Annotated in this window: 23 protein-coding genes; 17 read left to right on the top strand and 6 right to left on the bottom strand. The window is 62.4% G+C overall.

What is annotated here, in order from left to right; all coding sequences use genetic code 11:
• The first annotated feature begins 14 nt into the window (after positions 1-14).
• From PPUTUW4_RS10105 to PPUTUW4_RS10040, 14 genes are all read left to right on the top strand, one after another.
• Positions 15-1,607 carry a Wzz/FepE/Etk N-terminal domain-containing protein gene (locus PPUTUW4_RS10105; protein ID WP_015094541.1) on the top strand — a complete coding sequence of 531 codons (1,593 nt, stop codon included), beginning with the start codon at positions 15-17 and terminating at the stop codon, positions 1,605-1,607.
• Positions 1,604-2,698 (top strand): glycosyltransferase family 4 protein, encoded by a 1,095-nt coding sequence (locus tag PPUTUW4_RS10100; protein ID WP_041475008.1) that lies wholly within the window; start codon positions 1,604-1,606, stop codon positions 2,696-2,698. Before PPUTUW4_RS10105 ends, PPUTUW4_RS10100 begins: the two co-directional genes overlap by 4 nt.
• Complete coding sequence (locus PPUTUW4_RS10095) at positions 2,695-4,062, top strand: O-antigen ligase family protein (RefSeq protein WP_015094539.1); 1,368 nt, start codon at positions 2,695-2,697, stop codon at positions 4,060-4,062. Before PPUTUW4_RS10100 ends, PPUTUW4_RS10095 begins: the two co-directional genes overlap by 4 nt.
• On the top strand, positions 4,059-5,027 hold the full coding sequence (locus tag PPUTUW4_RS10090; protein WP_015094538.1) for a glycosyltransferase: 969 nt from the start codon (positions 4,059-4,061) through the stop codon (positions 5,025-5,027). The genes PPUTUW4_RS10095 and PPUTUW4_RS10090 overlap by 4 nt, the downstream gene beginning before the upstream one ends.
• Complete coding sequence (locus tag PPUTUW4_RS10085; protein WP_015094537.1) at positions 5,020-6,156, top strand: glycosyltransferase; 1,137 nt, start codon at positions 5,020-5,022, stop codon at positions 6,154-6,156. Before PPUTUW4_RS10090 ends, PPUTUW4_RS10085 begins: the two co-directional genes overlap by 8 nt.
• A 12-nt stretch (positions 6,157-6,168) precedes the next feature.
• On the top strand, positions 6,169-7,170 hold the full coding sequence (locus PPUTUW4_RS10080) for a polysaccharide deacetylase family protein (RefSeq protein ID WP_015094536.1): 1,002 nt from the start codon (positions 6,169-6,171) through the stop codon (positions 7,168-7,170).
• Positions 7,167-8,471, top strand: a complete 1,305-nt coding sequence (locus PPUTUW4_RS10075) for an oligosaccharide flippase family protein (protein WP_015094535.1) — start codon at positions 7,167-7,169, stop codon at positions 8,469-8,471. Before PPUTUW4_RS10080 ends, PPUTUW4_RS10075 begins: the two co-directional genes overlap by 4 nt.
• Complete coding sequence (locus PPUTUW4_RS10070) at positions 8,468-10,387, top strand: hypothetical protein (protein ID WP_015094534.1); 1,920 nt, start codon at positions 8,468-8,470, stop codon at positions 10,385-10,387. The genes PPUTUW4_RS10075 and PPUTUW4_RS10070 overlap by 4 nt, the downstream gene beginning before the upstream one ends.
• A gap of 87 nt (positions 10,388-10,474) precedes the next feature.
• Positions 10,475-11,164, top strand: a complete 690-nt coding sequence (locus tag PPUTUW4_RS10065) for a hypothetical protein (protein ID WP_015094533.1) — start codon at positions 10,475-10,477, stop codon at positions 11,162-11,164.
• Positions 11,165-11,168: 4 nt separating this feature from the next.
• Positions 11,169-12,380 (top strand): GNAT family N-acetyltransferase, encoded by a 1,212-nt coding sequence (locus tag PPUTUW4_RS10060; protein WP_015094532.1) that lies wholly within the window; start codon positions 11,169-11,171, stop codon positions 12,378-12,380.
• Positions 12,352-13,125, top strand: coding sequence for a ChbG/HpnK family deacetylase (locus PPUTUW4_RS10055; RefSeq protein WP_015094531.1), 774 nt, complete (start codon positions 12,352-12,354; stop codon positions 13,123-13,125). The genes PPUTUW4_RS10060 and PPUTUW4_RS10055 overlap by 29 nt, the downstream gene beginning before the upstream one ends.
• Positions 13,126-13,432: 307 nt before the next feature.
• Positions 13,433-14,128, top strand: a complete 696-nt coding sequence (locus PPUTUW4_RS10050; protein WP_015094530.1) for a hypothetical protein — start codon at positions 13,433-13,435, stop codon at positions 14,126-14,128.
• 197 nt (positions 14,129-14,325) lie between these two features.
• Entirely contained in the window at positions 14,326-14,619 is a 294-nt protein-coding gene (locus PPUTUW4_RS10045) for a type II toxin-antitoxin system RelE/ParE family toxin (RefSeq protein WP_015094529.1), read from the top strand.
• 2 nt (positions 14,620-14,621) lie between these two features.
• Positions 14,622-14,930 carry an addiction module antidote protein gene (locus PPUTUW4_RS10040; RefSeq protein ID WP_015094528.1) on the top strand — a complete coding sequence of 103 codons (309 nt, stop codon included), beginning with the start codon at positions 14,622-14,624 and terminating at the stop codon, positions 14,928-14,930.
• 14 nt (positions 14,931-14,944) lie between these two features.
• Here PPUTUW4_RS10040 and PPUTUW4_RS10035 read toward each other — a convergent pair whose 3' ends face one another.
• Positions 14,945-15,757 carry a class I SAM-dependent methyltransferase gene (locus PPUTUW4_RS10035; protein ID WP_015094527.1) on the bottom strand — a complete coding sequence of 271 codons (813 nt, stop codon included), beginning with the start codon at positions 15,755-15,757 and terminating at the stop codon, positions 14,945-14,947.
• A gap of 172 nt (positions 15,758-15,929) precedes the next feature.
• Between PPUTUW4_RS10035 and PPUTUW4_RS10030 the strand changes: the two genes are divergently transcribed.
• The gene (locus PPUTUW4_RS10030; RefSeq protein WP_015094526.1) at positions 15,930-16,310 is read left to right on the top strand and encodes a hypothetical protein; all 381 of its coding nucleotides are present in this window, start codon (positions 15,930-15,932) and stop codon (positions 16,308-16,310) included.
• 16 nt (positions 16,311-16,326) lie between these two features.
• On the opposite strand, the gene PPUTUW4_RS10025 is transcribed toward PPUTUW4_RS10030, so the two are convergent.
• The 5 genes from PPUTUW4_RS10025 to PPUTUW4_RS10005 form a co-directional block, all read right to left on the bottom strand.
• A complete protein-coding gene (locus PPUTUW4_RS10025; RefSeq protein WP_015094525.1) occupies positions 16,327-17,760 on the bottom strand; it encodes a sigma-54 dependent transcriptional regulator in 1,434 nt (477 codons plus the stop codon).
• Positions 17,729-19,222, bottom strand: a complete 1,494-nt coding sequence (locus tag PPUTUW4_RS10020; RefSeq protein WP_015094524.1) for an ATP-binding protein — start codon at positions 19,220-19,222, stop codon at positions 17,729-17,731. The genes PPUTUW4_RS10025 and PPUTUW4_RS10020 overlap by 32 nt, the downstream gene beginning before the upstream one ends.
• Positions 19,223-19,325: 103 nt before the next feature.
• Positions 19,326-20,438 (bottom strand): SCO family protein, encoded by a 1,113-nt coding sequence (locus PPUTUW4_RS10015; RefSeq protein WP_015094523.1) that lies wholly within the window; start codon positions 20,436-20,438, stop codon positions 19,326-19,328.
• Positions 20,439-20,461: 23 nt separating this feature from the next.
• Complete coding sequence (locus PPUTUW4_RS10010; RefSeq protein ID WP_041474823.1) at positions 20,462-20,683, bottom strand: hypothetical protein; 222 nt, start codon at positions 20,681-20,683, stop codon at positions 20,462-20,464.
• Positions 20,684-20,867: 184 nt separating this feature from the next.
• Positions 20,868-22,313: a HAMP domain-containing sensor histidine kinase gene (locus PPUTUW4_RS10005; protein ID WP_015094522.1), complete on the bottom strand. Its 1,446-nt coding sequence runs from the start codon at positions 22,311-22,313 to the stop codon at positions 20,868-20,870.
• A 275-nt stretch (positions 22,314-22,588) separates the two neighbouring features.
• Here PPUTUW4_RS10005 and PPUTUW4_RS10000 point away from each other — a divergent pair, with 275 nt between their 5' ends.
• Complete coding sequence (locus PPUTUW4_RS10000; protein WP_015094521.1) at positions 22,589-23,935, top strand: hypothetical protein; 1,347 nt, start codon at positions 22,589-22,591, stop codon at positions 23,933-23,935.
• 35 nt (positions 23,936-23,970) lie between these two features.
• Positions 23,971-26,220, top strand: coding sequence for an Ig-like domain-containing protein (locus PPUTUW4_RS09995; protein WP_015094520.1), 2,250 nt, complete (start codon positions 23,971-23,973; stop codon positions 26,218-26,220).
• Positions 26,221-26,317: the final 97 nt, after the last annotated feature.

Genomic DNA, 26,317 nt, shown 5'->3' with positions numbered 1-26,317 from the left:
CACAGGTGACCGCCATGAATCCAAAGGAAAACTACCTGCATGAGTTCTTCAGGATCTTCTTCGCCAACAAGCAATTGGTGAAACGAGTGTTCCTGGTCTTTGCAGTGATCGCCGTGGTCTTGCCGCTGATGCTCAAGCAGAGCTTCGATATCACCGCCCAGGTGATCGTGCAGTCCAAGAAACTCTCCCAAGGGGATGCCACCAGCACCCTCAACCAGGAGAACGCTTCCTTCATTCCGCCGTCGCTGGCGGACATGGAGACTGAGAGCAACATCCTGCGTTCGCCGGCCTTGATCCGCCAGACCATCGGCCAGTTGCGCGAAAATGGGGAGTACACACCGCCCGTGAGCGTCTTCAACAAACTGCTGGTGCAGCCGTTCAAACGGTATGTCAGCAATCCCGTTCGCGAGCAGGTGATCAACCCGCTTCGCAACATGCTGGGGCTGCAGACCGATCCGGTACGCGACACCGAGCTCGATGTGCTCACGCAGGAAGCGTCCGACGATCTCAAGATTGAAACCTTGCCGGGCTCCAACGTGATCTCGATCGTCTACAGCTTCCCTGACCCGGCCCAAGGCACCCGGTTCGTCGCCGCCCTGCTGCAGAACTACCTGGTCAACCGCCAGGAAATGCAGTCGATCGACCTGCCGCAGAGCTTCTACGAAACCAAGAAGTTGCAGTACCAGGTGAGACTCGATGGCCTGGAAGCCAACCGCCTGGCCTTGCTCGAAAACGTCGGCTCGTCCGATCCCAAGGAAGAAATCACATTCCGCCTCAACGCGATCAACACCGAGGAGCAAGCGCTCAACCTGTATCAGGACCGGTTGCTGCAAAGCCAGCGCTGGCTCGAATACCTGAAAACCAACCTGGCCACCGCCAACAACGCCAGGTTCAACGACTACACCTTCCCCTACACCTTTACCACCACGGTCGACAACGTCGCTTTCGAAGACCGCGAGATCAAGCAACTGGGTGAGCAACTGACGACCCTGGTCAGCCGCTACATGAGCGACCTGGCGATCTTTCAGCCCAGCAGTGAGCCGATGCTGCTGGCACGAGAGCAAATCACCCGCACCCGTGGGCAGTTCCTGAAGATTGTCAGCAACCGGATCCAGGAGCGCACCAGCGACCTGGCGACGGTCAGCTCGATCATCAACCAGAAAACCGCGCGCATTGCCGAGTTCAAGAACCGCATCCACCAGTTGCAGGAAACCCAGAGCAAGCTGCGGCAAATGGACACCGAGATCAATGCGCTGCATGCGGCGTTCTCCACCTATGCCCAGCGCTTCGCCGAAAGCAGCACCGCGCGCGCGCTGGACAACGACCTGTCCAACGCCCGGGTGCTCAGCCCGCCGTTCGAACCGACTGAAGCGGCGTTCCCCAAACCGCTGCTGATCATTCCGTTCGGGCTGTTCACCGGTCTGTTGCTGGCGATTGCCCTGGTCTACGTGCGTGAGTTCTTCGACCACCGCTTCAAGCACCCTGCGCAAATCACCCATGAACTGGGCTTGCCGGTGCTGCTGGTGCTCAACGATCAAAACACCCTGCCAAACAATCCGCACAAGAACTGGAGCGTTCCGGCCCTCGTGCATTGGGTGCGCAATTGAACGCGGCGCTCGGCACCACCGGCGACCTGCCGATCATTCATTTGCTCAGCAGCGGCGGCTTCTATGGGGCCGAGCGGATGCTGCTGGACCATTGCCTGGCGACGCCGGGGCAGCACCAGGTGCTGTTTCTCGATGCGCCGCCAGAGCTGATCGCGCGTTTTCGCCAGGCCGGTGTCGATTGCCTGGGCTGCGCGGGCCTGGGCGCGTTGCTGGGGCATTTGCGCCAGCGTCGGGACCGGCGGCCACTGATCAATACGCACAACTTCAAGGGCCTGCTGTTCGGCTGGGTCGGCGCCACGCTGTTGCGCCTGCCCCTGGTGATCACCCAGCACGGCTTTACCCCGCGCAGCCGCAAGCAGAAGTTCTACACCTGGCTGAGCCTGCAACTGTGCCGTACGGCTTCGGTGGACCGGGTGGTGTGTGTCGCCGAAAGCATTGCGGCGCTGCATCGCCAGGCCAACGTGCGCACGGACAAGTTGCAGGTGATCCCCAACGGCCTGCCGGCGGCCAACGACCTGCTGCCGCAAAGCGGCGCACATCAGCGCTGGCTGGCCGGTTACGTCGGGCGCCTGAGCAGTGAAAAAGGCCCTGACCTGTTTCTCGATGCACTGATCCCGTTGTGTCAGCAGTATCCGCAACTGGATGCGGTGATGCTCGGCGACGGGCCGGAGCGCGAAAGCCTGCAGGCGCGCATCGACGAAGCAGGATTGCAGGCGCGTATCACCCTGCCGGGCTACCAGACCGACATGCGGGTCTGGTGGCGGCAACTCGATGCGCTGGTGATCAGCTCGCGCACCGAAGGCACGCCGATGATTCTGCTCGAAGCGATGCAGGCCGGGGTGCCGGTGGTGGCCTTTGGCGTTGGCGGGATTCCCGATGTCGTGCAGGACCGCCACAACGGCCTGCTCGCCGCGCCCGCCGACAGCGCCGCCCTCGCCCGCCAGATCGGCACGCTGGTGCGTGACCCGGCACTGGCCGGCGAGTTGATCGACAACGCAAAACGTACGCAACGGGATCGCTACGACCTCAAGGCCCTGGCCGAACGCTGGTCGCAGCTTTACATCCGCACTGCACGGGAGGCACGCGCGTGATCTTTCCACTCTCGATCGTCAGTTTGCTCGGTCTGGTCTGCCTCGGTTTGCTGGCCAGTCCCTATCCGTACCTGGCGCCGGGAGCGGTGCTGGGCCTGGTGGGTGTCGCGGTGCTGTACCGCAAGCCTGCCTGGGGCCTTCTGGGTATTGTCGCCATTCTGCCGTTCGAGGGGCTGTTCAAGGCCAACTCGCTGTCGGGCACCAAGTTCCTCGGGGCCTCGCTGGCGCTGATCCTGATGCTGCAACTGGCGATTCATCAGATACCGGCCGATCGCCTGCGCAGCAATATCTGGCGTTTGCTGGTCGGGTTCATGTTGCTGTACCTGCTGAGCCTGTTGAACACCGACGACATGGGCATCTCCCTGGGCCACCTGCGCGAATTGAGCGTCGGCCTGATCCTGTTTGTCATCACCCTGCTGGTGGCGCGTGAGTTGAACCTCGACATGTTCGCCCGGCTGGTCGCCATCAGTGTCGCGGTGACCTGCGCCATGGCCATGTTCTCCACCAAATACCAGGACGCGGGCCGCGCCTCCGGGCTGCTCAAGGACCCGAACAACTTTGCCCTGCTGATCGCCTTCGCCGTGCCCATGGCGTTGTTGCTGGTGGTGCGTAGCCCGAACCTGTTGCACCGGTTGTTCTGGGGGGGCTGCACCCTCCTGTTGCTGGGCGGCATGACCAAGACCGATTCCCGTTCGGGGCTGGTGGTGTTGTTCCTCAGCCTGTTGATCGGTGCGTGGCATTACCGTGCGCAGTTGCCACGCATTCGCCCGCGTCACCTGGGCTTTGCCATGCTCGGCCTGGCGATTGTGATTCCACTGGGGTTCTATGCGATGCCGGCCGGTTACGTGGAGCGTATCCAGTCGCTGAGCATCCTCGGCTCCGGGGCCAAGAGCCAGGACCCGTCCCTGGGCCGTCGCGCCTCCTACATTGTGGTCGGCGGCGCGATGATCGCCGAGAACCCCTTGCTCGGCACCGGCCCCGGCACGTTCCCGCTGCACTACGCCACCACCGGTTACGCCAAGGCCTTTTCCATCAAAGGCGAGACGCAAGACCTGTACCGGCGTGCCCATAACACCTACCTGGAGATCGTCAGTGAACTGGGAATTCCCGCCGGCCTGATGTTCGTCGGCATGCTGGCCCTGGGGTTGTACAACCTGCTTCGCGCCCGCCGGGTCTGGCTGTTGCGAGGGAACGCAGCGCAGGCCGATGTGATGACCCACCTGAGCATGAGTTTTCTGTCGTTGACCTTGTTCCTGATGTTCCTCAGCGCGCCGAACCACAAGTACCTGTGGATCATGCTCGCGTTGACCTGCGTACTGCGCACCAAGGCCGAAGAAGCCCCGTTGACGGAGGCCAGGGCATGAACCGCATCAGTATCGTCATCCCGATGTACAACGAAGCCCGGCACATCGCCAGGACCCTGTTCGCGGCACAACATGCCGCCGATGCGGCCAGGGTGGAATGCGAGTTGATCGTGGTCGACAACGGCTCCGACGACCAGGGCCCGCACATCGCCAGGCAGTTCGGCGCCCAGGTGCTGGTCCTGCCCGGCCTGCTCATCGGCGCATTGCGCAATCGCGGAGCGGCGATCGCCCGTGGTGAATGGCTGGCCTTTATCGATGCCGACATCGAGATGCCGGAGAACTGGTTCGAGCTGCTGTTCGACCTCGAATCCGCCGGCCAGGCCGATGTCATGGGGCTTGACCTGCACACCCCGGCCGAAGCGCCGTGGTACGCCGATGCCTGGCAGCGCCGCACCTTGCGCCCCGATACGCAGCCGCTGCAAGTCGTGCAATGGCTGCCCAGTTCCAACCTGCTGATGCGCCGTCGCTGGTTCGACAAGGTCGGCGGATTCAATGAACAACTGCGCACCGGCGAGGACAAGGAGCTGACCATGCGCCTGGCCGACGCCGGCGCCAGGCTGTGCTCGGTCAACCAGAGCGTGGCGCTGCACTGGGGCTACGAAGGCAGTTGGCGCGAATGGATGGGCAAGGAACTGTGGCGCCAGGGCAGTCATCTGCAACTGCTGCACACCCATGGCCCGAGCCTGCGCCTGCTGCGTTTTCCGCTGCTGTCGATGGCCGCCTGGGGGATCGACTTCCTGGCCATTTCCGCCCTGCTCGACGGCTTCCCCCACCACGCGGTGTTGATGCTGATGCTGACTCTCCTGCCCGCCCTGGGCCTGAGCCTGCGCCAGAGTGCCAAACACCACGACATGCGTCTGACCCTGCAACTCTGGGGCCTGCATTGGGTGCGCCTGCACCTGGCGGGCGCCGGATTGGTCCTCAGCCTTTGTCATTGGAATGCCAGGAGGCCCGCCCGTGGCTGAATTCATTTTCTGGTTGTGCCTGTTGCTACCGGTCTACGCCTACCTCGGCTATCCCCTGTTACTGACGTTGCTGGCACCCTTTTATCGGGCACCGCGTCATGGACCGGCTCAACCGATGGACGTGAGCATCGTGATTGCCGCACACAACGAGGCGCGGCATATCGAAGCAAAACTGCGCACCGTGCTGGCCCAGGACTACCAGGCCCGCTCGCTGCACATCATCCTCGCCAGTGACGGTTCGACCGACGACACCGTGGCCTGCGCACGCAGGGTCGATGACCCGCGCATCAGCGTGCTCGACCTGCCCCGCCAGGGCAAGGCGGCGACGCTCAATGCCGGGGTCGCGATCAGCAGCGGTGAGATCCTGGTGTTCACCGACGCCGACAACCAATGGTCCGGCGACACCCTCGGCCATCTGCTCGCACCACTCAACGACCCGCAGGTCGGCGGCTGCGCCGGGCACATGGTGATCCCGGTGACCGGCAAGGGCCTGAGCATTGGCGACAGCCTGTACCGGCATTACGAAGGCTGGCTGCGCTACGTGGAAAATCGCACCGGCTGCATGGTTTCCGCCGACGGCGCATTGCTCGCCCTGCGCCGCGAGTTGTTCCAGAACGTGCCGGCGGAGGTCAACGACGACTTCTTTATCAGCACCTGCGCGCCGGCGGCTTTCAAAAAGATTGTCTACGTGCCCCAGGCCCGGGTCATCGACCAGGGCGTGGATGAAGCCGACAAGCAGTTCCGCCGCCGTCAGCGGGTCACGGTCGGTGGCCTGCAAAGCCTGGCCCAGCGCCGCGAGTTGCTCAATCCGCTGACCCACGGCCTGTATGCGATTGCGCTGATCAGCCACAAGCTGATCCGGCGACTGGCGCCGATCCTGTTGCTGCCGTTGCTGCTGAGCAATTTCTGGTTGTGGGAAGACCACGATTTCTATCGCCTGAGCCTGATCGCGCAACTGCTCGGCTACACGGTGGCCCTTGCCGGCCTGCTGGATTCGCGACACCGCTTGCCCAAACCCTTTCGCCTCGCCGCGTTCCTTCTGGTGACCCTTGCCGGGATGAGCATCGGCCTGTGGCAGTTCCTGCGCGGTCAGCGTTACGCCCAATGGAACCCCGAGCAAAATCGATGAGAGGCGCGCGCCATGGCGATCAAGCAATTGTTAAAACGCACCAGTGGCTGGCTGTACCTCAATTCCCCGGTCGGGCGCAATCAACTGCACGGCGCCGGGGTGATCCTGATGCTGCACCGGGTGCTGGCCAGCGACCGGGCCGCCGCACTGCCCCATCGCAATGAACTGTGCGTCGGGCCAAAGGCGTTTGAACACCTGCTGGCGTGGTTGAAAAAACACTTCGACTGCGTGCCGCTGATGGACATTCTGCAACCGGGCACGCCGCGCTCGGAACGGCCGAAAGTGGCGCTCACCTTCGATGACGGCTGGCGCGACAACGCGGTCAATGCCTTCCCGTTGCTGCGGGAATACCAGGTGCCGGCGAGCATTTTCCTGTCCACCGATTTCATCGGCAGCCGCCAGCGATTCTGGTGGGAAAGCATCGGCGAAACCCTGTGGAACAGCCATGGCGAACAGGCACGCCGGCACCTGATCGCACGCTTGCAGCTCGCGGGGCGTGCGCTGCCGACACTGTGCGATGACCCGGACGAGCAGCGCCGCAGCCTGGCGTTGCTGAATTTCCTGCAGAGCCTGAAGACCCTGTCGCCGCCGGACCTCAATCGCCTGACCGACGACTGCCCGCAAGAGTCGTTGCCCCAGGCGCTGGACTGGCAGCAGGTGCGTACGCTCGAAGCGTCCGGCCTGGTGCGCTTCGGCCCCCACGGTGCCAGCCACGCGATCCTCACCGGTCTCGACGATCAACGCCTGAACGAAGAACTGCGCCGCAGTCGCGACGCACTGCTCCGCGGCTGCCACCAGCCGTTGCCGGTTTATTGCTACCCCAATGGTGACAACGATGCGCGGGTGCGCCAACAGGTGGCCAGGCATGACTTCCCGTTTGCCCTGGGCACCGGCACCGGCATTTATCGAGGGACCGAAGATCCGCTGGCCCTGCCGCGCTTCGGCGTCAGCCAGCGTACCGCGCGCAATCCCGAGTTGCTGTCCTGGCGCATCTACCGTGGGGCACGTCCATGAGCCGCAGCCACTACCTCAAGCATCTGGCCCTGAGCATGGGCACCAAACTTGCGATGATCGCCTTGCGCTTGCTGCGCAACGTGCTGCTGGCGCGGATTCTCGGCCCCAGCGAGCGCGGCCTGTTTGCCTTACTCAGCACCCTGCCCGACCTGATCAGCGCGGCCACCAGCGGCGGCTTGAACTCCGCGGTGGGTTATCAGGCAGCCAAGCAACGACCGATGGGATTGCTGCTCAGCCAGGTGCTGGTATTCGGTTGTCTGCTGGCGGCGTTGCTGACCCTGCTGGTGGTGGCGCTGACCCGCGAGTTCGGCAGTGAGCTGGACATCACCACGCAATTGGGCCTGCTCGCCTGGCTGTTGCTGCTGGCGGTGCCGCTGACTGTGCTCAAAAGCGGTTTGCTGACCTTGCACAATGCCTCGGGTGGCGTAGTCGCCTTCAATGCCTTGCGCCTGATCGAATCGCTGGTGCCGCTGTTGCTGTTTCTCGCCTTGTTCTGGATGTGGCAAAGCGCAGCGCTGGAAGCGGCATTGATCAGCTGGCTGGCGGGCATCAGCCTGGTGGTGCTGGTCGGTTGGGTGTGGCTCAAGCGCAACCAGCCACTGACCCTGCAATGGGACCGCGCCAGCCAGAACGAACTGCTGCGCTACAGCGCCCGCAGCCATCCGGACTTGCTGTTCCAGCAAGTGATCCTGCGCTCGGACTACCTGTTCATCGGCGCCCTGCTCGGCAGCACCGCGTTGGGTCACTACGCCATGGCCAGTGCCGCCGCCGAGTTGCTGCTGATCGTCCCGGAAGCGGTGACCACGCCGCTGATGAAACGCCTGCTGCAACAGGAAGAAGGCATCGACAAAGTCACGCCGCTGGCCTTGCGCCTGACGGCCACGGTGATGCTCGGCGCCTGCCTGAGCATGGCGCTGATCGGTGAGTGGCTGATCGTCACGCTATTCGGCGTGGCCTACCAACCGGCCTATCCGGCATTGCTCGCCCTGCTGCCGGGCCTGCTCGGGCTGTGCTACGCGAGCATCCTGCGCCTGGACTTGCTGGGCAAGAATCGCCCCGGTTCGATTTCGTTGCTGATGGGCCTCGGTGCCTTGCTCAACCTGGCGCTGAACCTGGTGCTGATCCCGGCCTACGGCATCGTCGGCGCGGCGGCGGCCTCGTCCATCGCCTACCTGGCGGTGACGGTCGCCCTGCTGGCGATGTATTGCCGCCTGAGCCAGGTGCCGCTCTGGCAAACCCTGATCATCCTGCCCAGCGATATCGCGCCGATGCTACTGGTACTGCAACGGAAGTCGGCATGAAGTACTTTGCGCTGCTGGTGAGCCTTGGCCTGAGCGTCGACGCCTACGCCGGGCCGATGCGCTGGGCCGATATCCGCGACGGCAGCCTGTACCTGCAAACGGATCGCCCCGACACCCTGAGCGTGCAATGGGTGCCGGCGTGGCAGGCCGGGGCCAACGAAGAACATCTGTATCTGCTCGATGGCCAGGGCCGGCTTGCGGGCGAACGGGCGATTGCCGCCGCCGAGACCCAGGGCAGCCAGCGCTGGCCACTGGCACCGGGTGCCAGCAGTTATCGCCTGGAGATACCGGGCTACAGCTTCCGCCGCTACCGCGTGGAACACGATGAGCACACGGTGGCGCTGTTCGCACCGGCCAAAGTGCATTTCAGCGCGGAAACCCGTGACGGCGACGAGCTGTATTTCAAGGTCGCGGCCGGGGAACACGCCGTCCTCGCCGGCAAGTTCCACGATGGCGTCGAAGCCCTGCATGCCCAGCGCGTGGGCGACGGCAAGCAACTGACGTTGCCCCTCAAGCCCTACCGCGCCTATTGGCAATTCGACAAGGCCCAGCTGCCGGTCGCCGACAGCGACCAGGTCTGGCGCCTGCGCCTGCAAGGCACCGGCAAGGCGGCGTTCTGGCTCGATGGCACGGCCAATCTGTTCGCGCAGAATCCGCAACAGCTCAAGCCGCTGCGCGAGGACGATGGCCGGACCCGGTTGACCCTGCACAAGGAGCTGCTCGGCAACACGCCGAACCTGGGCATCGCCCTGCCCTACGTGATGCCGCCGCCCGCCAGCTTTGCCGTGCTCGATGCGCTCAAACCGCAGGCAGCGACTTACTACAGCCTCGTCGACATCATGGCCACGCGGCCGCACTACGAAGACGCGTTCCGTCGCCTGTACCAGGACCGGTTCGGCATCACCCAGGACATCACCCTGTTGGCCGGCAGCCAGCGCCAGGCCGAACTGCACCTCGACAGCACCAGCCATGGCGGCCTCGAGGCCTGGCTGGCCGCGACCCGCGCCCTGGGCGGCAAGGGCACGCACTACATCGGTTTTGCCGATGAGCCGAACCTCAATTACCCGGACTACGCCAGTTTCCAGGCCCTGTTCAACAGCATGGCCCGGAAGGTACGCGACAACCCCGACAACGCCAGGGCGGGTGTGCGCATCGCCATCCCGGCCAGCTCGCGTTTTATCAACGGCCCGTTGTCTGACCACGCCAGCGAGCGGCGCGGCATCGATTGGGCCCGGCGCTTGCTCAAGGACAACGGCGAGCAGATTGACGCCCTGGCCTGGCACGAATGGATGATCCGCGACCTGCTCGCGACCCGTGTCTATCGTGACAGCGTGCGCCGTGCCGCCGAACTGGTGGGACTCGACGCCCAGGGTCGGCCGCGCAAGGCCTTGTTGCTCGACCAGACCAACATGTCCAGCGGTGCCAGCCTCAGCCCTTACGATCAGGAAACCCACTACGCCTCGCTGTGGTGGGCCTCGGTGGTGATCAACGCGTCCCAGGACGGTCTGCTCGACATGCTCGGCTGGTTCCAGGCCGCGGACGAGCCCGAGTACCCCAAGGGCATGCTGCGGGTGCTCGGCGATGATCATTTCGAGCTCAAACCCGTCGGCCTGGCCCAGCAGTTCATCCAGCAACACTGGCTGCACCAGGTGGTGCGCCTGGACAACGATGCCTTCGAAGTCGATGTGCTGGCCATGGCCGACGACCTCAAGCGCACGCTGCTGGGGGTGAACAAGGGCACGCGTTTGCAGCGTGTCGACCTCAACGGTGTGGCCTGCCCGCTGGGCAAGGGCTCCCTGCGTTACTTCGGTGCAGACAATCGCAGCCGCGACTCGCCCTTCAACTGCCGGGACGGTCGCGTGAGCTTCGAACTGCCCGGGCAAACCTTGTTCGCCCTCAGCTGGATCGCCCCATGACCGCCCCTCTTGTGTTTGGCCGTGTCGGCATTTCGTCGCGCGCAGGAATCACTCCACTCACGGGTAATCCCGTCAGGAGCCAACAACATGAGTGCAATACACAAACTCAGCGAACACATAAAGCAAAGAGGCCTGAGCGCCACCCTGAAAAAAGTCTGGAAGCACTACGTGTTTTCTCATCAGGAACTGCTGTGGATGGAACGTGACCTGGTGAGCCCCGTGCCACCGCACAAACTCAAGGCCTACCCGCCACTGCGGGTCGTCAACATCACCCCGCAGAACGCCGTGGCCTTCACCCGTCACTTTGGCGACCGGGTAGAGACCATGGCCGAACTGGCCCGCGAGGGTTACACCGGGCAAATGCACCTGGATGACAAGGGTGACGCGGTGGCGTTCATCTGGGGCGCCGCCCGCGACTATCACGACAAGCACTACTACGGTTGCCGGTTCCCGGTGAAGCCAGGGGAATTCTTCGAGTTCGGTGGCGAACTGGCCAGGCCTTACTGGGGTACCCGGCTGTCGATGGACCTGCAGACCGAGCTGTGGAAAGCCATGCACGTCCAAGGCTGCAACAAGGTGGTGGACGTGTGCGAGTGGCACAACACCCCGGCACTCAAGCTGCATATACGCACCGGCTACAGCGAACAGGGACGGATCATGAACATCTACAAACTGTTTGGCCGTTGGCGCTTGTTCCGCGAAACACGCTACACCGGTTCGCGCCTGGAATCCTTGCGCAAACCGGCGCGTGAACCTGCCACTGCCGAGGCGACGTGATCCCATGACGCTACGATTCGAATGGCACACTTCGCTGTGCACCCACGACTTTCCCGCTGCGGCTTACGAAGCGTTGCGCCAGTGCGTGACGGACCACACGCCGTTCAACACCCTGGCCTGGCTATGCGCATCGGAACAGGCACTCAAACCCGGCGAGCAGTTGCACGTGCTGCTCGGCTGGCAGGGTGACGAACTGGCGCTGTGCCTGCCGCTGGTGGCGTCCGTGGAGCGCTTTGCGCGCGTGCCATTTCGGGTCCTGCATCATTTGGGCTATCCCCTCGCCGACCGCCTCGCGCTGCTGACCAGGCTGGACGGCGACGCTTCAGGCAAGGCGCTGAGGCAAATCCGCCAGCGCCTGCCCCATGCCTTGCTGCAATTGAACGAACTGGCCGGCGCCACGGCCCAGGCCCTGGCACCCTGGCAGGCGCTGAGCTCGACCGCCGAACAACGCCTCAGCTGTCGAGTGCCGGTGCACCTGATCAGCGAGGCCGACCATCAGGAAGTCTCCGGCGATCCGCGCTACAAACTGCGCCGCGCACGCAAACGCATCGCCGCCTGTGGCGCCCGGGTGCGGCGGATTACCCCCGACGCGTTGACCATGGGGCCGCTGTTGCAGGAAATCAGTGAAGTCGAAGCCGTAAGCTGGAAAGGCGATGAAGGGGTCGGAATCTTTTCCGATGCACGCCATCGCCAGTGGATGGACCGCGCCTTCACCGCACTGGCCGCCCGCGGCCTGGTGCGCGTGGTGGTGCTGGAGCTGGAGGGGCGCTGCATCAGCTATCGCCTCGGCTTGCTGGAACAGGGTCGGCTGTACGACTACAACCTGGCGTTCCTGCCGCAATATGCCGACCTGGGCAGCGGCCGGGTGCTGCTCGAAGAGTGGATTCGCTGGGGCCTCGAAGACCACTGGCAGTGGATCGATGCGTCGCGGGTCAGCCTGGAAAACTCCAGCCATCAACTGCACGAACGCATGACCGGACAACTGGAACACTGGCGCTGGAGTTTTTACTCCTGGCGCCCGGGTGGACTGGTGTTGGGGCTGGCCTTGCGGGTCTGGCAACGCTTCAAACCCCGAATGCAGCAATGGCGCGCCCGGCGCGCGGCGGCTGCAGTCGCAACCCCGGCGCCCGTCGCGACACCGGCTGTCAAAACGCCTGCGCCTACGGAAAAACTCAAGGAGGGTGAACATGCCCCGGCAAGTGATAGTCAACGCTGACGACTTCGGCCTCAGTGCCTGCGAAAACGCGGTGATCCTCGGCGCGTTCCAGGCCGGGCTCATCAGCTCCGCCACCGCCATGGCCAATATGCCGGCGTTCGAAGCGGCCTGTGTCCTGGCCCGGCACCCGTTGCTCGAAGGCCGCATCGGCCTGCACTTCAACCTGACCTACGGCCGTCCGTTGAGCCAGAGCATTGTGCAGCGCCCGACCTTTTGCGACGACGCCGGCGTGTTCGACCTCAACCTGCGCCGCACCCGCCTCTGGCTCGGGCGCCGGGATCGCCACGCCGTGCTCGAAGAACTCGAAGCCCAGTGGCAACGCTGCCTGGACAACGGCTTGCGCCCCAGTCACCTGGACTCCCATCAACACGTGCACAACATCTGGCCGATCGGCGAGATCGTCGCGCGCTTCGCCGCCCGCCAAGGGGTGCCTGTGCGTCTGGCGCGCAACCTGGGGCAAAACCTCAGCCTGCCCAAGCGCGTGTTCAAGGACCTGCTCAACCGTCGCCTGAGCCACCTGGCCGGCACCACTGCCGACTACGTGTGCACCCCTGTGGATCTGCGCAACGCCGCGCCGCCGCCCGACGGACTGCTGGAAATCGTCGCCCACCCGAACCGGCTCGGCGTCGACTTCGGCGATGCCTATCTGGAACCGGGAGAGTCGTTGAGTGCATTGCTGCAACAGCGTTTGCCGGGTGTGCCGCGGGTGGCCTATACCGCCGCTGGCGAGGCTGTTCTCGAATGAACCGCAATCTCCCCTGTGGGAGCGGGCTTGCTCGCGAAGGGGCCGTGTCAGGCGACATCATGGATGCCTGAACTGACGCCTTCGCGAGCAAGCCCGCTCCCACAGGTTTGGTGTTTTTCCTTGCCCCTTGAAAGCTCCGAAAGCCTTCAGGATCAGCAGCATTTTGACGCCTGAAAACTGTGTCAAGACTGATACACAACTTGAAATACATTGATGACAAGGACACGGCCATGCAATTGCCACTGGTGATCTATACCCATCAATACCTTCACCACACACCACCAATCCTCGGTTAAAGGAGGGCTTCATGAGCGTACTCGACAAGCTTCACGAACACATCAAGCGCAAGGGTCTGGGTCGCACGTTCAGTACGCTGTGGAAGCGCTATGTGTTCTTCCATTGGGAGTTGCTGTGGATGGAGCGCGACCTGGTCAGCCCGGTACCGCCGCACAAGCTGCGGCCCTATCCTCCCGTCCGCCAGGTGACCATCACCCCGGAAAACGCCACGGCGTTTGCCAAGCACTTCGGCGACCGCGTCGGGACCATGGCCGAGCTCGCCGCCGAAGGTCATACCGGACTTATGTACCTGGATGACGAAGGCCATGCGATCGGCTTCATCTGGGCCAGCACCCGGGATTATTTCGACCGTCACTATTACGGCTGCTTGTTCCCGGTCAAGGAAGGCGAGTTCTTCGAATTCGGCGGCGAAATGACCCGCGCCTACTTCGGCACCCGCCTGTCCGTGGATGTCCAGGTGGCTCTCTGGGAAACCATGGCGCTGCAAGGCTGCAACAAGGTGGTGGACGTCTGCGAGACCCACAACATCCCGGCGCTGAAACTGCACATCCGCATGGGCTACCAGGAGCAGGGCCGCGTCACCCACGTCTACGGCCTGTTCGGCCGCTGGCGCTTCTTCCGCGAAACCCGCTACAGCGGCTCACGCCTGGATCCGCTGCGCAAACCGGGGCGGCCGGTGGTGACGCAGGCGCAGGCCGAGGCTTGATTCCGGGGTTATCCGCTTTAGTGCGTCGCCCTCTTCGCGAGCAGGCTCGCTCCCACATTTGATCTGTGTCGTTCACAAATCCAGTGTGGGGGCGGGCTTGCTCGCGAAGGAGTCGCCTACAACTTCCTCAGAAAAAAACCACCTGATCGCGGAAATGTCTGACTGCTCATCTGTATCCATTTGGATACATTCGAGTAATGAATTATCTTGTCCAGCAAACCACTACTTTCGCAGCATGGCACGCCTCAGTTCGCGATTTGCGGGCCAAGCTAGCTATCGCTCGTCGCATTGACCGAGCATCTGCGGGTAATCTCGGCGATAACAAACCGGTCGGTGATGGCGTTTCTGAAATGCGCGTGGACGTGGGTGCCGGATACCGGGTTTACTTCACGATGCGAGGCGGTGTCGTCATTGTCTTGCTGGCCGGGGGTGACAAGTCATCTCAAACCGCCGATATCAAACGCGCAAAAAAAATGGCAAAGGAGGTTTGACCATGAGCCAGACTTTGACGAATTTCGACATGGCGGCACTGCTCGACAGTGATGAAGCCATTAGCGAGTACCTGTCTCAGGTACTGGCAGACGGTGACAACGAGGAGTTTCTTCGCGCTATCGGCTATGTGGTGAAAGCCCGTGGCATGACACAGATTGCCAAAGACTCGGGAATGGGTCGCGAAAGCCTCTACAAAGCCTTCGCGCCCGGAGCAAAACCACGTTTTGATACGGTCCTGAAGGTCATTCATGCCTTGGGCATAGATCTCTGCGCGCAGCCAGGGCACACGGTCAATCACTCAAATCCCTGATTTGATTCCGCGCGTTATGTCACTGGCTTCACCACCACCCAGGTAAAACACAACGGCAACTGCGCCACCTGCTGCTGATAGCGGTCATAGAGTTCTTCGCGGTTGGAGTGCGGGTATTCCTTGAAGTGACGGATCTGCAGGCCTGCGGCAATGGCGGCGCCGAAGAGGTCGCCCAGGGTGTGGACGAACCAGTAGGACGGCGCGGCCGGCTGTTCGATCTTGCCCTCGTAGACGATCGGTTCGTGCTGCACGAACGGTTCGCGACGGAAGTATGAACTGGCCGGACGAAAAGGATCAGCTGCCTCGGGGTCGAACATTTCCAGGAATGGGTGGGTTTCGTACACCACCAGCGCGCCCCCCGGCTTCAGGGTACGCGCCACATGACGGAAGAATTCGCCGATGTCCGGCATCCAGTTCAGGACCCCGATGGTGATCAGCGCCAGGTCGAAGCGCTCCTGCAGTTGCGCAGGCAAGCGGTGAATGTCCGCTTCGATGAATTGCGGCGCATGGGGCGAGCGGCAAGCCAGTTCCCGTGCCTGCTCGAGAAATGCGCCGGACTGGTCGACGCCCACCACGCTGCGCGCACCCAGGGCAAACAGCGACAGGCTTTCGCGGCCGTTGTTGCAGCCCAGTTGCAGCACCTCCTTGCCGTCGACACCGGTCTGGGCCAGCAACGCGGTCAGGGTGTCGTCCAGGCAGGAAAAATCCGCCTGTTGCACGCCCTTCAACAAGGCGTGCCATTCGCTGGAGTCTTTGTGGTGACGGGCGGAGTCATTCCAGGCCTCGCGGTTGCTGGCGATGGCTTGTTCTTTTGTCGGCAGTTCCATTGCACGCTCCAGGGTTCGGGTTGTCGAATTGACCGGCCGAAGTCTAGATCAAGCCCATACTGACAGCTGTTGCGAACTTGTAATTCGCGCAGCGTCGACGCCTGCTCACGGCGCCAGCTATAGTTAATGACCATGGGGGAAATGTGGTTAAACCGATTTAGCAGGTGTTGCCATGAAAAAGACCGACCTGACGCTTTTGCTCCCCTTCTTCCTGAGCGTGTCCGCTGCTGCCCACGCCGACGACTTTCCAAACACCACTCAATACAGCAGTGAATTCAACTATTACGGCGCCGACCAACCCTTCGCCCACCCCGCACCGCCGTCCATGAACTTCATCCCGCCGGGCTCATACATCCCGACCGCGCCAGGGGATTTCATTCCGGTTTCCAGCGAGCATGTGTTTTCCGACTCGCGCCTGCCAACCGTGGCCGATGCCACGGTCCGGGTGTTTATCCGCTCCTACGATCCGGAGCGTGGCGTGTACGTGAACCAGGAAGTCGAGAATCCCGCTTGCATGATGTCCTGCCTGAGACAGGGCCCGGTATTGCAGTGAACACCAGGGGCGTTCTCTACCACTGGCGTTTGTCCGGGCGGGCAAGACCGAGCTTTTCGATCCGGTAGCGCAACATGTCACGGCTAAGACCCAGCAGGCGTGCCGATTTGGTGACGTTCCAGTCTGTCTTGTCGAGCATCTTGCGCACCATGTCGCGCTCCACTTCCGGCAGGTTCATGGATTCGCCGCCGTTGTAGGACGGACGCTGTTCGCTGAAATGTTGCGGCTCGTGATGAAACATCGGTGGCTCATCCACCAGGCTCAGGCAAACGTTCAATTGATGGGCAGCGATGTTGTCGCTTTGCGCCAGCAACACGGTTTGCTCCAGCATGTTGCGCAGTTCGCGTACGTTGCCTGGCCAGCTGTAGCTGAGCAGCAACTCTTCGGCCTGGTTGCTGAAATACAGGTTCGGCTTGCCGTAGCGTTTGCCATGCAGCCCCAGGAAGTGCCGGGCCAGCAGCAGGATATCGGCGCCACGGGCGTACAGGCGCGGCACCTTGATTGAAATGATGCGCAGGCGGAAAAACAGGTCGCGGCGGAATTTGCCTTGCTGGACCATCTGTTCGAGATTGCAGTTGGTGGCACTGATCACCCGCAGATCGACCTTGCGCTCCTTCACCGAACCGACCCGGCGAACGGTCCGGTCCTCCAACAGCTTGAGAAGCTTGGCTTGCAACAGCAGGTCCATTTCACCGATTTCATCGAGGAACAGCGTGCCGCCATCGGCCGCTTCCACCAGCCCCATGCGACGGTCCTTGGCGTCGGTGAAGGCGCCCTTCTCGTGGCCGAACAGCTCTGATTCCACCAGGTTGGACGGGATCGAAGCACAGTTGAATTCAATGAACGGGCCTTTGCTGCGCGGGCCGTCGAAGTGCAGTGCCCGGGCCACCAGTTCCTTGCCGGTACCGGTCTCGCCTTCCACCAGGACCGGCGGCAGATCGCTGTTGGCCATGCGCCGTTCGGCGTCGAGCAACTGGCTGATGGTGCCCTTGAGATACACCATCGGCGCCGACTCGCCAATCAGTGCCTGCACCCCCGACTTCTGGGCCTCACGTTCCTGATAAAAGGACAGCGTGCGCTCCATGCGGTCGGTCGCCAGGGCCTTGTCCAGCAGCAGCTTGAGCTCTGGCAGGGCTACCGGTTTGGTGACGTAGTGAAAGGCGCCCTCTTTCATTGCCACCACGGCGTCTTCGACGTTGCCGTAACCGGTCATCATGATCACTTTCAGATCCGGCGCGCTGATGCGCAGCTTCTGGATCAGGTCGTGACCACTCATGCCCGGCAACGAGTTGTCGGTCAGTACCACGTCAGGTGCGAAAGAACCCAATTGCTCCAGTGCATCTTCAGCCGAGTGGCAGACGGTCACCTCGAAGTCCTTGCGCTCCAGGTAAGTCTGAATATTCTCGGCGAGGATCTCGTCATCCTCGACCAGCAGAATGCTGTGCTCCATATACCCCTCCCGTTGCCACTTTGAAATTGAGACAAACGCGGGTTCCCTCCTGCTCCCGGCTGGTCAGTTCGACCGAGCCGTCAAACCGTTCCATTATTCTTTTGACCAGGGCCAGGCCCACACCCAATCCACCTTGTTTGGTGGTGAAAAACGGCTTGAAGACCATTTGTTGTTGTTGTTTGGACATCCCCTTGCCGGTGTCGGTCAGGATCATGCTCAAGTAGCCGGGCACCGAGGAATCGATCTCGATCGTCAGCATGCCCTCCTTGGGCATGGCTTCCAGTGCGTTAGCAAACAGGCTATTGAGTATTTGCGTCAGCAGCACCTGGTGGCTGACGACCGGTGGCACGCTGGCGGGAGAGAAACGCACTTCGACGTTCGAACGCTTGATCAGGGACTCGAAGGCACTCAGGGTGTCTTCGATGGCGAGCACCAGGTCGACCGTTTCAAAATCGTCATTCATCGGCCGCAACGACACCAGCAACTCGCGCACCCAACGCGACATGCGGTCGACCTGATTGATGATGTCGCCAATGTTTTTCTGTGCCGGCTGGCTGGCGATGACCTGGGCCAGTTCGGCGCTGGAACGGATATTGGCCAGTGGATTGCGCAAGCTGTGGGCGACCGCCGAGGACATCTCACCCAGGGCGACAAAGGTTTCATTGGCGATCAGCTGTTTTTGCTGGCTTTGCAACAGCATCGCCGCACGCCGCACGATCCAGAATAACCCCAGGTAGATCGCCGCCCCGCCAATCAGGGTCGCCAGCCAGATCGCCTTGAAGCCACGCTGGATGCGACCCACCAGGTCCACCGGTTCCTTGTAGATCTCCACCATGGCAATCACTTTGCTTTTGTCGGCGTTGAACATCGGGATGTAGTTCTCGACGAACAGGTATTCCGGTTCGCGCAACAGGCGCTGCTCGGGACGCTCTTCATCGATCTCGTGGTAGCTGGTGGACACCGGCGATTTCATTTCGAAGGATTCATCCAGCTCATCGTCGCCTTCGATGCGCACGCCGATCAACTCGGAGTTGGTCGACCAGACCACGGTGCGGTCCTGGGCATACACCGTCGCCAGCAGGATGTCCGGCAGATGCTTCACATGGTCGAGAAACTCGGAGCGTACGGTGGCCCGGGATTCGGGAGGGACGTCGGCATAGGCATGGTCCAGTCGCGGGTCGAGCATTTCGCCCATGGTCCTGCCCGGCGAAATCCCGGCATGACGGACTTCGGCCTCGCCAATGGCGTGGATGAACTGCGCGGTCAGCATCGAATCGCGCTCAATGCTTTCATCGACCACAAAGCGCGTGGAGATGTAACCCAGCCCCAGCGCCACCACGCCAATGATGAAAAAACTGGCCAGGGAGAACCAGCGCAGCAAGTTGAACTGGGGCAGCCACCCCTTGCGCGGAGCGGCCGGGGCCTGCGGCGCAGGTACTTTTTGTTGTTCTAGTATCTGCATGGGGTCTGTCCTGAGTTCTTGAAAACCAGCCTTTGCAGCCATGTATCCAGTCAGTGTAGGTAACATTGATAGCAATTGACCGGCCCACGAAACTATTTCGACGCTATTGCATTTGGGGCTCGTTCGGTTGCGCGACTGAGTGATGCTGTTCAGGTTCTTCGCTACCACTTGCCAATGGCGCCACTGGCGGATGCTGACGGTCGGTTTCTTCTTGCAGGAAGTCGATGATGGACTGGGCGGACTTCTTGTCCAGCCGCAGGTTGGGCATCGAGATCCTGTTGTAGCTTTCGAACAGCTGCATCGCAATCGGGTCCTTTTCCGCCAGCATGCGATCCGGTTCGCGGATCCAGCGGTTGAGCCAGGCCGGATCGCGCTGACGGGTCACGCCGATCAGGTCCGGGCCGATGCTGCGCACACCGATGCCCTGCCCGTCCGTTGGGCCGAGGCTGTGGCAAGACGCGCAGCGGGTGCGGAACAGCTCTTCGCCATTGCTTGGGGGACGGATTTGCGGTGCATCGACGTAGCTTTCTTCCACGCTGGGCTGCTTCCAGTTCTGCAGGGTGTTGGCCAGTTGGTCGGCCAGAATCCACGGATTTTCGAACGGCGAGGCTTTCATCCAGCGGCCCGTTTCCTGGTTGCCGACAATCAGGCTCAGGTTGTGGTCCTTGTTGCGCCCGTTATCGACGCCGTCGATGAACAGGCCCAGTTTCTGCCGCAGTTCGGTGACGTCGGCGAATTCCCCGGTGAGGAATTTCCACCCGGGCCCGACCTGGAAGCGTTGCGCATAAGCCTTGAGTACCTCGGGGGTATCGCTCAAGGGGTCGATGCTGATGGAGTAGAAGAAAATGTCCTTGCCGACCCTGTCTCCCAGCAGTTTCTGCACCTGACGCAGACGCGCGGTTTCCAGGGGGCAGGAGTCGCTGCACGTGGTGAAGATGAAATTGATCACCACCACCTTGCCTTTGATCATGTCATCGAAAAAACGCAGTTGCTTACCGTTCTGGTCGGTCAGCAGGGTGTTGGGGAAATAGTCGCCGCCCCACGGGGTGGCGTCCTCAACGACAGCGGGTTCGGCAGCGGCTGCCGGAGCCGGTGCGGGCGTCGACAATGGCTGGCTGGCGACCAGCAACTGGCTGGCCAGCAAACCGGTCACCAACATCAGCACCAGGTGCATGCCCAAAGCTCGTGAGCGTGGTGAATGCGTCTTCATGTTCATGTCGACACCCTCCCTGTTCAAGTTCAGGACTGAAGCCGTTGCGATTGAGGAAGGTTGGCAGTGCGGCGCAACGGGCCAATGGCCGTCGGTGGAAACGGCAAGGGCGCCGCTGGCGTGGTGGGGGAATCAAAACGGGCCTGCACTGCAGGCAACAGAGCGTTCTGCACCCGCGCGGTGTTGCGTGAGTCTTTGACCCCGTCAGGCAAATCGAAGAATTCTTCGCTGCACTGCGCTTTTTTTTCCATCACCAGCCGCCTTGATGTCGTGAAGGGGGGTGATGATGGTTTTGCAAGGATCTCGCCAGTTCTGTAACTGTTTTATGCAAAGTCATTAACATTTGATAAACAATGGCTTATCAACATCAATGCGCTACGACCGGGGAAATGACTGGGGATTTGACCCGATAACGGGGATAGTTCATCCCCATTTTCAGGGGACGAGATTAAATGAAAGGCGGACGGTGGTGCCCTCGCCTTCACGGCTATCGAGGGTCACTGCCCCGCCAAAACGCTCCATGATCCGCTTGACCAGCACCAACCCGACGCCCAGCCCGCCCTGCTTGGTTGTAAAGAACGGCCGGAAGGCCATGGTGCGCTGTTCTTCGCTCATGCCTTTGCCGGTATCGCTGACCGTCACGCTGACACGCTGGGCTTCACGCGGCTCGATCCGGATGGTCAGTGTTCCGCCGTTGTCCATGGCTTCCACCGCGTTGGACAGCAGGCTGTTGAGGATCTGGGTCAGTTGCACGTGCTCGCTCAGGACCATGGGCGTCTGGTCCGGCTCGAACACCACGTTGACCCTGGCCTTGCGGATCTGCTGCTCGTAAGCCAGCAGGCTGTCGTGCAGTGCAGCCACCAGGTTCACCGGTTCAGCCTCGTCATTGAGCGGTCGCAGGGACTGGAGCAACTCCCGTACCCAATTCGACATGCGATCGACCTGTCCAATGATGTCGTTGATGTTGCCGTGTGCCGGACCGTCGTCGAACTCTATCGCCAGCTCGGCGCTTGAACGGATGTTCGCCAACGGATTGCGCAGACTGTGGGCGACCGCCGAGGACATCTCCCCCAGCGCGACGAAGGTTTCGTTGGTGATCAATTGCTTCTGCTGCGTCGCCAGCAGGATCGCCGCACGCCGCACGATCCAGAACAGGCCCAGGTAAATCAAAGCGCCGCCCAGGGCGGTCGCCAGCCAGATCAGCACCAGTCCGCGCGCCATGCGGTTGATCAGGTCCTGCGGTTCCTTGTAGATCTCGACCATCGCCGTGACGGTGGTGCCATCGGCGTCGAACAGGGGAATGTAATTCTCGAGGAAGATGAATTTGGGTGGCACCACGAACTTCTGCTCCATGCGGGATTTGTCCACATCGTGGTAACTGGCCGACACGGAAGTCCTGGAGTTGAATGCCCGTTCGAGGTCTTCATTGTCATGAATCGTGGTGCCCATCAAGGACGGATTGGTGGACCAGATCACCATGCGGTCGGGGGCATAGATATTGGCCAGGATCACGTCCGGCAGCTTTTCGATATGGTCGAGGAATTCACCACGGGCACTGGCCCGGGCCAGCGGGTCGACGTCGGGAAAGTCCTTGTCTGTTCGTGGGTCGAGCAACTCGCCCATGGTCCGCACGTTGGGAATCGACACATGACGTACCTCGGCCAAGGCAATCGACTGAACGAACTGCGAGGTCAACAGCGCATCGCGCTGCACGCTTTCGGTAATCACGAACCGCGTGGACACCGCCCCCAGCGCCACCACCACCGTGCCGATCACCGCCATGCTGATCAGCGAGAACCAGCGCAGCAGATCGAACGGCTGCTTGCGCGTTCTCAAGCGGACTTCGCTTTCGCTCGCAAGCACTTTAGCGATTGTGGTCATGGACACCTTCCCGGTAACCCTCCATTGGTTTATAGCCCACCCAAGACAGTTTGCCCGAACCTGGGGACTGCGGTTCCCCTGCGTCCCTGCGCCCCCTTTGCCCCAATGTTGGGGACAACCGCCCGTTTGATCACTTCCCGGTCTATCGGCCGCGACTGCGCCAGCGCCTTTGTTCAGGCCTCTGCCGGGCGTTTTCGCTGATTGGTATGGAAGTTGCCACTCCCTGTCAGCTGACCCATCCCCAAAGGGCAGGTACTTCGACAGAGGGAATACCCATGCACCCTTTTCTGTGCAAAACCGCGACCGCGCTGGGCGTGATCGCTCTAGCCCAAGGCATCGCCCAGGCAGCGCTGTTTGCCGTAGACCCCGGACCCTACCTGCCAGCCAATGGCAATTTCGCCGCCTGGTATCAAGATGCCCACGGCCGAACACTTGACCTGTGTCTGTCAAAGGCTGTCAGTTCCAGGGTTGCCAGCGCGCCTGGCGCCCCGACTTACATGTGCTCTTTGATCCCTAACCCCGGGATTTTCGACGACACCCAACCGTTGGTCTTCCCGACCAATTTCCCCGACGAAGCGTTCTGGGCGACAGGCGAAACGACCATCGTCGACGCCGCCCGAGGCATTGACCTGACCTATGTCTCGGCGCTCGAAGCCGCCTTCAGCGGGGGTGATCCGCTGGAGGGCGAGCAGATCAGCTTCGCCCGTATCCGTATTCGCGTCGACGTGCCCGTCGCCGGCACCTATGTCATCACCCACCCCTATGGCGTCGAGGTATTCAATATCGACACCCCCGGCCGGCGGGCGATCAACATGACCCGGGACATCGGCATCGGTGCGCCAAAAACCTATGACGGCGCGCTCAAGGGTGACGTCGGGCCGTTCCTGCGCAGCGTCAACGGCCCCTACACCGAGACCAACCCGAGCACGGGCCAGGCGGAAATATTCGTCGGCGATCCGAACCTCAACGAAGCCGTGACCGGCAGCCCGTTCAACACCAACTACGTGCGTATCGAAGGCCCCAATGGCCTGGACCTGCGCACCACCCTCTTCGCCGTTTCCGGCAAGTTGTCGTCGGTGGTCCGGCCGACCCCGGTGATCGCCGAACGCAGCACCTACTCGCGACATGCCGGCGCCAGCGCACCGGTGGCCCAGCAGGATGTGTTCGTGCTGGCCCCACCGCCACCGGCCAGCGTGACCCTGACCAGCAACAATCCGATCCTGAACTTCTCTGAAGCGGACACCACCGGCCACTGGTATGCGCAGTCGCCGAACAATCCGACCCTGCCGAGCACCTTGCAGGTGACCGCCGACAACCACCTGGCGATCACCAGCAGCACGCCGACCGTCTTGCCCATGCCGCTGACCGACCTGGTGACGATCTCACGTGCCGAGTACAGCCTGAGCACCGGGCAAATCAGCATCACCGCCTCGACCAGCGACGAAACCTCACCACCGGTGCTCACCGCTACCACCGGCTCCGGTCTTGCCATCGGCGCCCTGAGTGGCGACGGCGCCGTGAAAAGCCTGGCCACCGGTATCACGCCGATTCCGCCAGCCCAGGTTCGCGTGACGTCATCCAATGGCGGCAGCGATACCGAAGAAGTGGTCATCGTGCAATGAACGCCCACATGCCCGGATCCTCATCAGGAGGCATCATGAACAAATGGCCACGCCTGGCGGTCAACGCCCTGGGACTGACTCTATTGCTGTCCGGCAGTGCCTTCGCACAACTCGCCGCCGTCGATCCCGGCCCCTACACCTTTGCCACCGGGAAATTCCCCATCTGGTATCAGGACAACAATCTGCTGTCGATGGAGCTGTGCCAGTCCCGCGCCGTCAGCACACGGGTCGCTGCCAGTGTGCCACCGGCGTACATGTGCACCCTGCTGCCGACACCCGGGATTTTCGACGACACCCAGCCGATGGTGTTCCCGGATAACTGGCCGGACGAAGCCTTCTGGTACCTGGCCGAAACCAGCATCCCCGACAATGCCGCCGGCTATGGCATGGACGCTTATGTCGCCGGGATCGAGGCTGCATTTGCCGGCGGCAACCCGGTCGACGGCGACCAGATCAGCTTCGCGCGGATTCGCATGCGGATAAATGTTCCCACTGCCGGGACCTACACCATTACCCACCCCTATGGTGTGGAAACGGTCAACGTCACCACTCCCGGACGTCGTGCGATCAACATCACCAGGGACGTCGGCATCGGTGCACCGGGGGTTTTCACCGGTGCAGTCAACGGTGCGATCGGGCCGTTCCTGCGCAGCGTCAACGGCCCCTACACAGCGGTGAATCCGGACACCGGCGCCATCGAAACCTTCATCGGCGACCCGAACCTCACCGAGGCCGTGACCGGCAGCCCCAACAACACCAACTTCGTACGCATCCAGGGCCCGGCCGGGACCATCCAGACCAACCTCTTCACCGTGGCCGGCAAGGTGCTCGACAGCCGCGCGCAAACCGCGGTGGATATGAGCCGTGCCACCTACCGGCGCACCGCCGGCACGGGGGGCAACAACACCCGGGTCGAAGTGTTCGCCAGAGCCGACAATGGTTCGACCCTGTGCTTTCGCGAAAGCATCGCCCTGGTGCCCGGTCCGCCGCCGACGCCTTGCCAGACCAACATGGTGAGCGATGACAACGGCACGTTCTTCGCCCAGCATCTGCTGGCCAACGGCACCGTGCCGCCGGTCGTGGTGGTCACCGCCACCAACCCGGCCGGCACCACCCGCCCGACCACGGTGTCGAGCAAGCTCTCGGACCTGGTGAAAATCCAGACCGCCAGTTATAGCTGGAGCAATCACAGCCTGCTGATCGAGGCCACCTCCACAGACGAAGTGGTGGTACCGGACATGGTCGCCCAGGGTTACGGACGGCTGTCGAAAACCGGCACCCTGCAACGTCTGACGGTGGCCGACCTGTCCCAACCACCTGCAACCGTCACGGTGAAATCCGCCGCCGGCGGCAGTGACACCGAGCCGGTCGCAGTCGTTGGCACTGCACCGGACACCGGCGCGAACCAGGCACCGATCTCCGTCGCCGATACCGGCAGTACCAGCTTCGGCGTGCCGATCACCCTCAACCTGCTGGCCAACGACAGGGACCCTGATGGCAACACGCCGCTGAGCATTACCGCGCTGACCCCACCGGCCGCCGGCCAGGGTACCGTGGCATTGAGCGGCACCACGGCGGTGGTCTACACACCTCCCGCCGTGGTCAACGCGCCGCTGACCGCGACCTTCACCTACAAGGCCCAGGACGTCAAAGGCCTGGCCTCGACGACGGCGGCAACCGTGACCATTACCGTCACGCCTAACCGACCTCCGGTGGCGGTCGCCGATGCCGTCACGACACTGGGTGTGGCGATCCCGATCAGCGTGCTGGCCAACGACACCGATCCGGAAGGCAACCTGCCGCTGGCCGTCGCCAGCTTCACTCCACCACCGACAGGTCGCGGCACCGTCAGCAGCAACGGCACGGTGCTCACCTACACCCCACCGGCCTCCGTCCCCACGGCCTTCACCACGACCTTCACCTACTTCGCCCGGGACAGCTTCGGCGCCGTGTCGACGACGCCGGCCACGGTCACGGTGCAAGTCTCGCCGCGGCCTGTTGCGGAAACCTTCGCAGTGACCACCGCAACGGTCAGAGCCCGCTCCAACAACCGCTTCACCTGGGACTTTGCCGGCACCTCATCGGTGACCACCGGCAACACCATCACCGTCAAGGTCACTACTCCTGCCGGGCTGGTCACCCTGGGCACCACCTCCGTACCGGTGAATGGACGCTGGAAGTTGACGGTGAACAACACCACCACGGTGGTTCCGTCGGCCAGCCCGACCGCCACGATCAGCTCGTCCCAAGGCTCCGTGCGCACGGTACCGGTGATCGCCAACTGAGCCCGCGCCCCATCAGCCACGCTGGTTGATGGGGCCGGTATCCCTGGGTTGGCGTACGCAAACGCTCTTGCCTGCATGCGAATCCTGCTGATCAGGC

The sequence above is a fragment of the Pseudomonas sp. UW4 genome (genome assembly GCF_000316175.1).
Classification (GTDB): Bacteria; Pseudomonadota; Gammaproteobacteria; order Pseudomonadales; family Pseudomonadaceae; genus Aquipseudomonas; species Aquipseudomonas laurylsulfatiphila.
The sequence above is the reverse complement of the archived record's forward strand: the minus strand, read 5'-3'. Positions and strand labels throughout refer to the sequence as shown.

Excerpts from the sequence above, each read along its gene's own strand:
- PPUTUW4_RS10105 (WP_015094541.1), top strand. The coding sequence starts at position 15 with ATGAATCCAAAGGAAAACTACCTGCATGAGTTCTTCAGGATCTTCTTC.
- PPUTUW4_RS10090 (WP_015094538.1), top strand. The coding sequence starts at position 4,059 with ATGAACCGCATCAGTATCGTCATCCCGATGTACAACGAAGCCCGGCAC.
- PPUTUW4_RS10080 (WP_015094536.1), top strand. The coding sequence starts at position 6,169 with ATGGCGATCAAGCAATTGTTAAAACGCACCAGTGGCTGGCTGTACCTC.
- PPUTUW4_RS10075 (WP_015094535.1), top strand. The coding sequence starts at position 7,167 with ATGAGCCGCAGCCACTACCTCAAGCATCTGGCCCTGAGCATGGGCACC.
- PPUTUW4_RS10070 (WP_015094534.1), top strand. The coding sequence starts at position 8,468 with ATGAAGTACTTTGCGCTGCTGGTGAGCCTTGGCCTGAGCGTCGACGCC.
- PPUTUW4_RS10065 (WP_015094533.1), top strand. The coding sequence starts at position 10,475 with ATGAGTGCAATACACAAACTCAGCGAACACATAAAGCAAAGAGGCCTG.
- PPUTUW4_RS10060 (WP_015094532.1), top strand. The coding sequence starts at position 11,169 with ATGACGCTACGATTCGAATGGCACACTTCGCTGTGCACCCACGACTTT.
- PPUTUW4_RS10055 (WP_015094531.1), top strand. The coding sequence starts at position 12,352 with ATGCCCCGGCAAGTGATAGTCAACGCTGACGACTTCGGCCTCAGTGCC.
- PPUTUW4_RS10050 (WP_015094530.1), top strand. The coding sequence starts at position 13,433 with ATGAGCGTACTCGACAAGCTTCACGAACACATCAAGCGCAAGGGTCTG.
- PPUTUW4_RS10045 (WP_015094529.1), top strand. The coding sequence starts at position 14,326 with ATGAATTATCTTGTCCAGCAAACCACTACTTTCGCAGCATGGCACGCC.
- PPUTUW4_RS10040 (WP_015094528.1), top strand. The coding sequence starts at position 14,622 with ATGAGCCAGACTTTGACGAATTTCGACATGGCGGCACTGCTCGACAGT.
- PPUTUW4_RS10035 (WP_015094527.1), bottom strand. The coding sequence starts at position 15,757 with ATGGAACTGCCGACAAAAGAACAAGCCATCGCCAGCAACCGCGAGGCC.
- PPUTUW4_RS10030 (WP_015094526.1), top strand. The coding sequence starts at position 15,930 with ATGAAAAAGACCGACCTGACGCTTTTGCTCCCCTTCTTCCTGAGCGTG.
- PPUTUW4_RS10025 (WP_015094525.1), bottom strand. The coding sequence starts at position 17,760 with ATGGAGCACAGCATTCTGCTGGTCGAGGATGACGAGATCCTCGCCGAG.
- PPUTUW4_RS10020 (WP_015094524.1), bottom strand. The coding sequence starts at position 19,222 with ATGCAGATACTAGAACAACAAAAAGTACCTGCGCCGCAGGCCCCGGCC.
- PPUTUW4_RS10015 (WP_015094523.1), bottom strand. The coding sequence starts at position 20,438 with ATGAACATGAAGACGCATTCACCACGCTCACGAGCTTTGGGCATGCAC.
- PPUTUW4_RS10010 (WP_041474823.1), bottom strand. The coding sequence starts at position 20,683 with ATGGAAAAAAAAGCGCAGTGCAGCGAAGAATTCTTCGATTTGCCTGAC.
- PPUTUW4_RS10005 (WP_015094522.1), bottom strand. The coding sequence starts at position 22,313 with ATGACCACAATCGCTAAAGTGCTTGCGAGCGAAAGCGAAGTCCGCTTG.
- PPUTUW4_RS10000 (WP_015094521.1), top strand. The coding sequence starts at position 22,589 with ATGCACCCTTTTCTGTGCAAAACCGCGACCGCGCTGGGCGTGATCGCT.
- PPUTUW4_RS09995 (WP_015094520.1), top strand. The coding sequence starts at position 23,971 with ATGAACAAATGGCCACGCCTGGCGGTCAACGCCCTGGGACTGACTCTA.